Source organism: Rubritalea tangerina, from assembly GCF_042683245.1.
In the GTDB taxonomy this organism is placed as follows: domain Bacteria; phylum Verrucomicrobiota; class Verrucomicrobiia; order Verrucomicrobiales; family Akkermansiaceae; genus Rubritalea; species Rubritalea tangerina.
The window spans coordinates 1-11,808 of sequence record NZ_JBHUJB010000022.1 but is presented as its reverse complement, the minus strand read 5'-3'; the positions used below and the strand labels follow the sequence as shown (position 1 = coordinate 11,808).

The following is an 11,808-nucleotide window of genomic DNA, read 5'->3' as shown; positions in this document are numbered from 1 at the left end:
TAACAGAATACTACTAGCCCTTCTGACTAAACCACATCTCTATGCACCAGCCATGATGCGCTAGCATGCTCTCTTGAGTCACAACACAAAAGCCAGCCTCCCCGAGGAGGCTGACTTGCGACACACACGACTTGATATTACATGACTACTTTTCGTATTTCTCTACTAGCTTGATGAACTCAGCACGCAGCCCTTTCCCATCATTGCCTAATCCCTTTTCCGCGAGTGCCTGCACCATCTTAAGGTCGCCATTCCCTTTGTACTCACTCTCTCGCAATTGCATCCCAAACAAAGCCACTGCTGCTGCGAAATTAAGATCAACCTTTGAATCACTCTCAGCCCCATCAACAAATGGCACAGTCAAGTAGGTACTCTCGTCATCGACCTTCTGCTCCGCTTGCTTGTATGCCAACTTCACAAAGCACATCTCATCACTCTCTTTTAATGCCACTTTCGCCTCCTCTTCTTTCTTCTCAAAATAACGAGAGGCATCAATCTCAGGCCCGAAGGGCTTTCCGTCCGCAGGAATGATCTCATAGAGTGCCGTCACGCTGTGCCCAGCACCAATCTCTCCAGCATCCACCTTCTTATCTAAGAAGGCCTCTGGAGGCAACATGCGATTCGCATAACCAATCAAACGATACGCCTTCACCTTACTCGGGTTCATCTCCACCTGCACCTTCACATCTTTGGCTATCGTCACCAAAGTACCCATCATGTCTTCTAGCAACACCTTGCGCCCCTCTTTGATCGTATCAATATAGCTATAGTTCCCATTTCCATGGTTGGTGATGGACTCAAGCATCGCATCGTTGATATTCCCTGATCCAAAGCCTAACACTGATAGATAGGTCCCACCTTTCGCTTTCTCTTTTACGAGCTTCGTTAACGCCTCTCTATCTGACACCCCAACATTAAAGTCCCCATCTGTAGCCAGAATGATACGGTTCACCCCTCCTTTAACAAATTGCTCCTGAGCAACCTTATAGGCTAGCTTAATTCCTTGCCCACCGGCTGTCGAACCTCCAGCCCTCAAACTGTCCATCTTAGCCAAGACCTTCTGACGCCCAACATCATCCATCTTCGTAGCCGGCAAGGCTAAACCTGACGCCCCTGCATAGACAACAATGCTCACTGTGTCCTCTTCATTCAGTTCTTCTAACAAATACTTCATGGACTCCTTCAGCAAGGGTAGCTTCGCAGAATTATTCATTGACCCTGAAACATCTAACAAGAAAACCAAGTTCGCTGCTGGTCGCTCTTCCTGTACCATATCTTTTCCTTGCAGGCCAATGCGCACGAGACGATGTTTCTGGTTCCAAGGTGCTGCCATGGAATCCACCTGCACAGAAAATGGATGCTCACCTTTGGGCTGAGGATATGAGTAGTCAAAGTAATTCACCATCTCTTCAATACGAATTGAATCTTTTGGAACCTTTTGCCCTTGGTTGATCATCCGACGCAAATTCGCATAACTAGCAGTGTCCACATCCACAGCAAAGGTAGAAAGTGCACTACGCTCATCCACAGGAGCTGTCCATTTGTTGTCGCTTAGCTCACCGTAACGCTCAGCATTGGGCTTCTCCAATGGCGGCTCTCCTGGATGCGGTGGACAAATCGCAATCTGCGGTCTCCTCACATCACGCCCAAAAAAGGCTTCTTCTCTTTTTAAAGCCATCGCCCTAGCCGGCTTGGGTGCACTTGCTGCCCCAGGCATCTGCTTCTGCAATCGCATCCGCATTTGAGGCTGCGCTGCGGAATTCGCCGCTATGGCTGAATCAGCAGCCGCAAATGCGTCAACCCGTGACGCACTCTGGTCAGCCAAGGCCCCATCACCAGAATAATCAGCGCGGAATGCCAACTTATCTCTCAGTACAGTGTCCTCAACGCGTGCGATCTCAGCACTTGCTTTAGGCATCTCTTTCTTTCCCTCAACAACAGCCCTCGGCGACTCGACCTTCATTGGTGCAACTTCATTCTCAACATCCGAATAGCTCAAAATTTTATGCACTCCTTGATCTTCTTCCACATCCCTCCTCTGCATATAAAACACCGTCACTCCAAAGGCTAAACAAGCAGCAATACCACTTCCCATCGCCCAGCGCATACCAGGGCTCTTCACTCCTGCAACAGGATCCTCCGTCATCTCTACCACCTTTTCTTTCGCCGCGATACGTTCCTCTAATTCCTTGAGAAACTTCTCATCCTGCCCACTCCCATGCTTTGCATGTTCCTTCAACAACTCGTCTAATAATTGATCTTTCTTATCCATTTTTTATCCCTCCTGATTTTGATTTTTAAGACACTCACCTAACGATTGGCGTGCCCTCTCTAACCTTTTGCGTAAGGTCGCCCCTCCTATTTCTAACTTTTCGGCTGCTTCATCTGTCGAACACCCCTCGTAATAAAAACGCTTCACAGCTCCAGCCAGTGCATCAGGTAACTTACTGATACAATGCTCCAGCCTAACAAAGACGCTTGGGCCACCATCCTGACGGAGCTCTTGCCACGTCAGCATCTCGGCCTCCATAGACTCCAGCGCCTCATCCTCCAGAGCTACCTGCTTCTTGTTTCGGCGCATCGTCTCACGCCATTTATTCCGAACAATCCCGCGCAGCCACGACCCGAAATCGCGAGTCACATCGAACCGCTCCATATTCTCCCATGCCGTCACAAACGACTCCTGTACGATGTCTCGGCTTTGGTGATCCTCTCTGGTGAGCACACGCGCATACACCAGTATCTCACGGTGATGTTCCCTCGCCAATTCCGCGAAGGTCTCCTGTTTGGTTTTATTCATGATTACTAGAGCTTCCATAGTCTTTCATCTAGCATTGGCACTGGCGACGTCATTTGTGACATCAATCGCTAATTTTTTTTGCCCCCTCCAAAATAGCTACTCCTAAAACCACCAAGCCCAGCACTCCCCCCCCTCTACAGAAAAAGCCGCCTGAGATTTCTCCCAGGCAGCCTTCAAACTTAATATTCTATCTTCGGCTACTTCCCTTTGCGATTGGCGAGCTCTTCTTTCACCAGCCCTTCAATCTCTGCATAGAGTTCTTCGTTTTCTTTAAGCGCCGCTTTCGCTGCATCACGCCCTTGTGCTAGCTGGTTGCCATTATACGAAAACCAAGAACCACGCTTCAAAATCAAATTGTACTCAAGCGCTAGATCCAACAATGAACCAACAGAGGAAATCCCCTCGTTGTACATGATGTCAAACTCAGCTTCCGTGAATGGAGGTGCCACCTTGTTCTTCACAATCTTAATCTTCGTACGGTTGCCCTGCACCGAACCGTCAGTCGCCTTGATCTGTCCGATACGACGAATATCCACACGCACCGATGCAAAGAACTTCAAAGCTCGACCACCCGGTGTCGTCTCAGGACTACCAAACATCACCCCGATCTTCTCACGAATCTGGTTGGTGAAAATACATACCGTGCGCGCCTTCGAGATGAAACCTGTCAGCTTGCGCATCGCTGCAGACATCAAACGAGCCTGCGCCCCTACCGTCGAGTCACCGATCTCACCATCAAGTTCCTGCTTCGTAACCAAGGCCGCTACCGAATCTAACACCACTACATCAATCGCATTCGAACGCACCAATGTCTCACAAATCTGCAAGGCCTCTTCACCAGAAGACGGCTGCGATACCAATAAATCATCGAGGTTGACGCCCAGACGACGCGCATACTGCGGGTCCAATGCATGCTCAACGTCAATGAAAGCAGCAAGACCTCCCTTCTTCTGAGCCTGAGCAATCGCAGTCAGCGTCAAAGTGGTCTTACCTGATGATTCAGGTCCAAAGACCTCAATGATACGACCACGTGGAAATCCACCGACGCCCAATGCTCGGTCAATTAACAAATTACCTGTAGGAATGACATCCACATCCACACGGTGTTCATCCCCCATCCGCATAATGGCTGTCTCGCCAAATTCTTTCTGAATATGCGTGATCGCAAGATCTAGATTCTTCTTGCGGGCTTCTTGGAGCTTCTGGGCAGCTTTCTCTTCAGCTGCTGATTCTTTCGTAGACATATGGCTAATAAGTTCAGGTTGGGCAGACACAATAGTAAGTGGTCAGTCGTATACCTGCACACTGCTCCTTTCCCTCATTCTGGTCAACACAAAAATGGTGTTCGGAGGAACATTTTTCAGACAAGCTCACGCAAACCCTTTAGTTTACTTAAGTTTCTGCCCCCGCTCATTCTGATCTCGACAAATGGCCAACGCTCCATCTAGTGTAACGATCTGGCGATTGCCAATTTGTCAGATGTGATTGTGAGAGCTCGCCTCTCGCATTCCCCCGGCCGCTGATCCTCACCTCGCCTCAAGTCTCTGACCTGAGCTCCATAACCGATATCAGATTATGCCAACCATCTTGCGCCCAAGCCTTCTTTTCGTCGCCCTGAGCTCAGCTCCACTTCAAGCTGCCGTGATCGACCTCAACAACAATGGCGTCAGCGACATCTGGGAACACCGCTACAATGCCACCGCTCTGGTCGCTGACAGCACCAAAAAAGCGAGTGACTTCGATGGCGACGGCCACAGCAATTACCTGGAATCTCTCGCAGGAACCGACCCTCGTGACGCCAGCTCTCACAGCAAGATTCACAGCTTAGAAAAAAATCTCACTCAGCTCCGTGTGTCCGCAGCTGCTGAACCAGGAAAAAGCTACCAACTCGCTCTCTCACCCAACTTGACTTCCCAATCATGGGTAAACCACGGTCCGCCCATCCTTGCTACCACAGACGCTATCGAATCCATCCTTACGGGCCAAACCAACCAACGCGTATTCTATCGATTCAGTATCGTGGACGTAGATTCTGACAATGATGGCGTCAATGACTGGGAGGAGGCCCAACTTGATGGCTTCGACCCGCAAAACAATGACTCCTTCGCCATGAGTCAGACAAACTCCGACCTCACTGCCGCTACCAGCCAACTTCAAGCCCTCCAGTCCAACGCAGTCACCATTTCTGCAGAAGTCCCCAAAGCCTACGAAAAAGAACAAATAGCAGCCCAGTTCCTCATCACGCGCAGCGGTGACACAGCATACCCACTCACGCTTCAACTTCACTTCAGTGGCGACACCGACCCCACTAAAGGCTCAGCCGCACCTACCGATTACCAACTCAAAACGGCCGACGATACCCCCATCAGCGATAAAATCACCATCCCAGCAGGACAAAGCGCAATCACCCTCTTCTGCCACCCCACCACCGATAACCAAGTAGAAGTCCCTGAACGCCTCCATTGCCAAATCGGAGCCACCAATGCCAGCGCCAGCATCCAGATCTGCGATGCCCAAAATACTAGCGCAAACGCCCGACTCTTCCTCGCCAGTCTCAGCCCTGAGCCCGGGGTCACCTCATCCGCCTCAGGACTATCCACCATCCTCGTCAACGGTGAAAACTCTATCGGCCTCGTCAACCTGAGCTTCTACGGCATGACCTCCCCACAAACTGCCGTCCATATCCATATCAAAAACCCCTTCACTGGCCCCCACGTAGAAAGCCTCCCCATGGGCCAAGTAAATGAACATAACTGGAATATCCGCGCCGCCCATTTCCTCAATACCGACCAAGCCGTTTTGGACGCCCTCTTTAATGGCCAACTCTATATCAATGTCCACTCCAGCAACTACCCCGCAGGAGAAATCCGCGGGGACTTCACCCTCACTGACGGCACTAACACCTTCACCCCACCCGCAGCTGCCCCCTCTATCCCCGCTCTCACTGGCGATGCCCTAGAACGCGATATAGCCCGCTTCCTCACCCAGTCGACCTTTGGCCCCACCCCAGACCTGATCGCCGAACTTAAAACCCTTATCAATAGCCCAAGCCATAATGGAGACCAAATCTCAGCCTACACTGCATGGCTCGATTCCCAATTCTCCACCCCATCCCCAGATCTCGAACCCTACATCCACGCCGCAGATGCCCAAATCCGTTACCTTTACAGCATCCCAGGCTCACCAGACTTCCGCCAAGACACCCAACCACGCTCTACAAACCGACGCCGTGCTTGGTGGTTGCTCGCACGCCACGCGCCAGACCAAGCGCGCCAACGCCTCGCCTTCACCCTCAGCGAAATCTTCGTGACCTCAGAAAATGAAAACACGGTAGACACCCGCCACTACGGCCATGCCAGCTACTACGACATGCTCAAGAACCAAGGCTCTGGATCCTATAGAAACTTACTAGAGCATATATCCACCCACCCCATCATGGCCCAGTACCTCTCGCACCTCAGAAACTCGAAGGCCATCTACGACAACCAAGGCAATGTCATCATTTCGCCCGATGAAAACTATGCACGCGAAATCATGCAGCTCTTCTCTATCGGCCTCGTCCAGCTCCACCCCGATGGCTCGCTCAAACTCGACAATGCCGGACTCCCCATCCCCACCTACGCCCAAGACGATATCTCTGAACTCTCACGCGTCTTCACCGGCTGGTCCTTCGCCAAAATCCATAACCCAACCGACAGCCAAAATGTCGAAGACAATACCAACTTCAACTTCGGTAATGGAAAACGTTATTACGAAACTCAATGGCAAACCCGCCTCAAAAATTTCCCTGAGTACCACGACAACGGCGCCAAGTCCTGTCCACTCCTCGGCCTTGATATTCCAGCAGGCGGCACCGGCGAAAGTGACCTAGACCTGACCTTAGACTACCTGGCCCAACACCCAAATACCGCCCCCTTCATCAGCAAACGCCTCATCCAGCGACTCGTCACTTCCAACCCCTCTGCCGGCTATATCCATCGGGTGAGCCAAGCCTGGTCCACCCACAACGGCAACCTTCAAGAAGTCTTCAAAGCCATTCTCCTCGACTACGAAGCCCGCTCACTCGAAGCTACCCAAGCAATCACATTCGGCAAGAAGAAGGAGCCCATCATTCATGCCGTCGCCCTCATGCGCGCCCTCGACGCCCAGAGCCAAATGCCACTCTCAGATCTCGACCCCACAGACACTAGCATTGCCGACCTAAGCACCTTCGCCACCATGCCAACCCGCTTTGCCGCCTTCGCTGACGACCTCGCTAAATTCCCTGCCGACACCACGCGCGTCAGAATCAGCAGCACTGACAGCAGCTTAGGACAAACCCCACTCGCCTCCCCCACCGTATTCAACTGGTTCCTCCCCGACTATTCCCTCGCTGGCCCCATCGCCAATGCTGGCCTCGCCATCCCTGAATTCCAAATCTGTACCGAGACCTCCGTCGTCACCAATATTAACTTCCACTACTCACTCATCTTCTCAAGCAGTGGCATTGGCGCGTCAGAAGTACCCAACCAAGGGGAGCTGGACGCCGACCTTAACCCACACCCGACATACAACCCCTACGCTTACGCAGCAAAAGATGACCACATCCTCGCTGATCTCACCAGCGCCTCCACTGCCGGCCAACTCTATCTCAGTATCATGGACACCAACGGAGATGGATTCGTAAGCTCTGCAGACACAAGCTTCGATGATAGCGCCACTATTCACCAAGCCAGTGAGGCCATCGTCAATCACTTCGACCTCCTCCTCTGCTCTGGTCGCCTTCAGTCCGAGTACGCCGCCGGCTACACCCAGGGCAGCCCAAGAGCTGACAACCCACGCGACATCATCCTCCATCACGTGGCCAATTACGCCACCTACCTCGATGACAACGATAACCTCGAAGACCAAGCTAAAATCCTCAGGTTTCGCCTCCAACAAGCCCTCTACCTCATCACGACAAGCCCACAGGCCATCATCCAAAAATAACGCACCGAAATTATGCGACCATCCGATAAAGAAGCCCAGCAAAGCCGCCGCCACTTCCTTCGCCAGTCCGCCTGTGCCAGCCTAGGTGTCACCGGGCTCGTCAACGCCCTTGCCCAAGTGCGCCTCATGACCGCAGCGATCGCTGCCGAAGCCTCCTCCACTCCAAGCTCCGACTACAAGGCTCTCGTGTGCCTCTTCCTCGCCGGTGGCAATGATTCCTATAATATGCTCGTCCCCATTGGCGACCCCAGCTCTGATGAAGCGCGTGCCGACTACGAGGCTGCTCGTGGCATCTTAGCCCTAGACCGCAACCTCGCTCACCCTCTCAATACCCCCACTGCCGCACCTGACACCCCCACCGACGCATTCAAAAAACACTACGCCAGCGCCTTCCCACCTCTCGGCACCCACCCCAATGCCCAAGGCCTCGCCGACCTCTACAATGCCGGAGAGCTGGCTTTCGTCTGCAACGTCGGCACCCTCGCCTACCCTATCCCAACACGAGGCGACTTCGTGAACGAAACCATTCCCGTCCCCCACCAACTCTTCTCCCACTCAGATCAACAAACCCAATGGCAATCATCGATCGCTGACAAACCATTCTCCACCGGCTGGGGCGGCCGCACTGCCGACCTTCTCAATGCTTCCTACAACCCCAATAGCAAGGTCTCGATGTCCATCTCCATCGATGGTATCAATTCCTTCCAAGTGGGCACCGCTGGCGGAGTGACCCAATATGCCGTTAACCCTAGCGGCACTGTCTCACTCTCTGGTTTCGGCACCAATTACTCAAATGCCTACAACATCGCCGGAGACCCTAACTCAGGCTACAAGGATAATGATACAGGCCGCCGCCTCAAAGCCTTCGAGGATATCATGCGCCTTACCCACGAAAATCTCCTCGAAGATCAATACAACAAAATCGTCCAGTCCGCCCGCGATAATGAAGGAATCATTGGCGCCTCACTCACCGCCGCCGCAACCACTGGCGTCGACTTCGACTCCCACTTCCTCAATGCCCAAACCGACCTCGGAGACCAACTCAAAATGGTTGCTAAACTCATCGCAGGCCGTGACCCACTCGGCAATAACCGCCAAATCTTCTTCGTCCAAATTGGCGGCTTCGACACCCACCAATCCATGCTCGATGACCACGCTAACCTCATGGACGAACTCTCTCAAGGCCTCGTAGCATTCCGCAATGCCCTCAAAGATCCAAGCATCAACGCCTTCGACAAAGTCGTCACCTTCACAGCTTCCGACTTTGCCCGCACACTCACGCCCAATGGTCAAACCACAGCCGACGGCTCCGACCACGCATGGGGAGGCAATGCCATCGTCATGGGCGGCCCAGTCCAAGGCCGCAACCTCTACGGCCACTTCCCATCACTGAAAGTCGGCGACGCCACAGGCTCAATCGACTCCCACAGCTCTCGCGGCAGACTCATCCCTGACACCTCAGTCGACCAATACTCAGCCGTCCTCTCCCATTGGTTTGGGATCGATAGCTCAGCCCTCGATGCTATCCTCCCAAACCTCCATCGCTTCGACAACCCCATCAGCACAAGCTCAGCCAACCTGAACTTCCTCTAAGGCACTATGAGAAACTCCCTTCTCACCCTTGCCATCCTCATCCTTGTCGCAGCCATTGCCACGTACTTCTGGCGTGGCGCCCCCCACACACACGCTCCATCCCCCCCAAAAAAACAGGCAACCAGCCTCAACTCTCCCCCGCAAAATAAACCTGCGCCCCAAAAAACCGTCACACGACACCCGATCACCCGAACCTGTGAACATCTCAACGCCCCATCCCACTCCGTGGATCAGGACCTCGCCCTCCTCCAATCTCTCTTGAGAGTGCACCGCAAAGCCTTGGACGGCAACCCCACTGGCTTCAACGACGAAATCACCTCCCAATTAATGGGAAAAAACCAGCTTGGCCTCGCCACACTCGCTCCCCCCGCCAACGCACTCTCAGCCAATGGTGAATTACTCGATCGGTGGGGCACCCCCTATCGCTTCCACGCATTAAGCAAAAAACAAATGGAAGTGATCAGCGCTGGCCCAGATAAACGCTTCTTTACCCAGGATGACACCCGACTCCTTGAATAAAAAATGCCAGCCCCATAAAGGAGCTGGCACCTGAGAAAGTAGACAACTACTGCGCCTCGTAATCTTCGGGCTTGTACTCGAAGACGCGCACCCCTGGTGCATCAGTCACATAGTTCCACAACCAGTGGATAAACACACTCAACTTCGAGCGGAAGTCCACCAAGAACATGATGTGAATGAACAACCACGCCAGCCAAGCAATAATGCCTTTGAGCTGAATCTTGCCAAATTCCACCACAGCGTGTGAGCGTCCCACAATCGCCATGGACCCTTTATCCCAATACACAAAGCCTGGGCGTTCTTGCCCCTCGTTGCTCGGTACTGCTTCACTCACCAAAAGTTTACCAATAAAGCGCCCCATCTGAGACGCCGCTGGAGCCACGCCAGGTACTGGCTTGCCCTCAGCATCCTTCATGAAAGTCACATCCCCAGCGACAAAAATGTCTGGATATCCAGGAAGTGCTAAGCTCGCCTCCGGAGTCACCTTGCCAGCACGGTTCACCTCCACAGGCAACTTCGCAACAATCCCTTCAGCTTGCACACCAGCTGCCCATAAAATCACTCCAGCCTCTAGCACCTCGTCACCAGTCACCACCTTGCCCTCTTGAATATCGGTCACCATCGTCCCAGTCCGTACCTCTACCCCCAGACGCTCCAATCGCTTCTGCGTATATTCCGAACTTTCCTCCTGATAGGGTGGCAACAAACGTGGCCCCGCCTCAATCAATACCACCTTCAATTTACTCGTGTCGATGCGCCGGAAGTTGCGTTTCATCGAACGCTGGATCAACTCAACAAAAGCTCCGGATAACTCAACCCCCGTTGGTCCTCCACCTACAATCGCAATCGTCATCAATCGCTCACGCTCCACCTCATCATCGCTCATCTCCGCCTTCTCTAAATTCTTCAGCACAGTTTCACGAATCTCATAGGCTTCCGCCAAAGTCTTCATCCCAATCGTATGCTCAGCCCAGTGGTCGTTGCCAAAATACCCAGTCTTAGCGCCCGCAGCCACCACCAGAGTGTCAAAATCATACTGACGCCCAGATTTGCCATGCACCGCTTTGCCTACAGCATCAATCTCGGTCACCTCATCCATCAATACTGTGATGTTCTCCGCATCAGCCAATATACTGCGCAAAGAACGTGCAATGTCATGTGAGGGTAATGTCGCTGTCGCAACCTGATATAACAAAGGCTGAAATAAATGATGGTTCGTTCTGTCAATTAAAGTGACCTCAAAGCTCGACTTGTTCGCAAGCTGCTTCGCACACTCCAAACCTGCAAACCCACCCCCAATAATCACTACTTTCTTCACTTCAGAAACTGCCATGCGCAGCCTCTAGTCTCACTCCCACAGAGATACAAGCACGACTTTGTGAATTTTTTCACAAAGTCTGACATGCACCATTTTCCCCACACCATTCACCCCACCTCATACCCACTAGTCCCCATACACTCACAGCCCATCACCCACGCATTTTCACCCATTTTCAGACGAGCAAGATCGTTCAAAATTCACCCAAAAAAACACAGGTAATAATTTCACTAAATAACAAAAAGCTATATAATAAATAGATTTACAGAACTCAATATATGAACATTTAATTTTATACGACTGTTCAAAAACACCCTCGAAAAGAGCAAGATAATTCAATACATTTTCTGGACATATTCGTATTGTACAGACGTCTTGAGAGTAACAGACATTCACCCCCCGAGAATGAAAGTGACTTTTGAGACTTAGGCAAAATACATATCGTGATGACAACGCTCTCAAGGTGTCGAATTACGAAATCCCCCCGTTCGCTGTTTGGCGGGTGACACAATCCCCTTCACCCGCCAGACGGCTCCCCCCACTTCCCCCACTCCAACAAAAAATTTAAAGATTCCTGGTTCCTCCCCCCCGCCCCCCATTGCGAAGGAAG

General features: G+C 52.2%; 7 protein-coding genes. 3 read left to right on the top strand and 4 right to left on the bottom strand.

Annotated features, from left to right (window positions below):
* Positions 1–145: 145 nt before the first annotated feature.
* From ACFSW8_RS05360 to recA, 3 genes are all read right to left on the bottom strand, one after another.
* Complete coding sequence (locus ACFSW8_RS05360; RefSeq protein WP_377086556.1) at positions 146–2,272, bottom strand: vWA domain-containing protein; 2,127 nt, start codon at positions 2,270–2,272, stop codon at positions 146–148.
* Positions 2,273–2,275: 3 nt separating this feature from the next.
* Positions 2,276–2,818: an RNA polymerase sigma factor gene (locus ACFSW8_RS05355; RefSeq protein ID WP_377086558.1), complete on the bottom strand. Its 543-nt coding sequence runs from the start codon at positions 2,816–2,818 to the stop codon at positions 2,276–2,278.
* Positions 2,819–2,997: 179 nt separating this feature from the next.
* Positions 2,998–4,044 (bottom strand): recombinase RecA, encoded by a 1,047-nt coding sequence (recA, locus tag ACFSW8_RS05350; protein ID WP_377091371.1) that lies wholly within the window; start codon positions 4,042–4,044, stop codon positions 2,998–3,000.
* A gap of 331 nt (positions 4,045–4,375) precedes the next feature.
* Between recA and ACFSW8_RS05345 the strand changes: the two genes are divergently transcribed.
* The 3 genes from ACFSW8_RS05345 to ACFSW8_RS05335 are packed head-to-tail and all read left to right on the top strand — an operon-like array spanning position 4,376 to position 9,880.
* Positions 4,376–7,768 (top strand): DUF1800 family protein, encoded by a 3,393-nt coding sequence (locus ACFSW8_RS05345; protein ID WP_377086561.1) that lies wholly within the window; start codon positions 4,376–4,378, stop codon positions 7,766–7,768.
* 12 nt (positions 7,769–7,780) lie between these two features.
* Positions 7,781–9,361: a DUF1501 domain-containing protein gene (locus tag ACFSW8_RS05340; protein WP_377086563.1), complete on the top strand. Its 1,581-nt coding sequence runs from the start codon at positions 7,781–7,783 to the stop codon at positions 9,359–9,361.
* A gap of 6 nt (positions 9,362–9,367) precedes the next feature.
* Positions 9,368–9,880, top strand: coding sequence for a hypothetical protein (locus ACFSW8_RS05335; RefSeq protein ID WP_377177645.1), 513 nt, complete (start codon positions 9,368–9,370; stop codon positions 9,878–9,880).
* 46 nt (positions 9,881–9,926) lie between these two features.
* Here ACFSW8_RS05335 and ACFSW8_RS05330 read toward each other — a convergent pair whose 3' ends face one another.
* A complete protein-coding gene (locus ACFSW8_RS05330) occupies positions 9,927–11,213 on the bottom strand; it encodes an NAD(P)/FAD-dependent oxidoreductase (protein ID WP_377086569.1) in 1,287 nt (428 codons plus the stop codon).
* Positions 11,214–11,808: the final 595 nt, after the last annotated feature.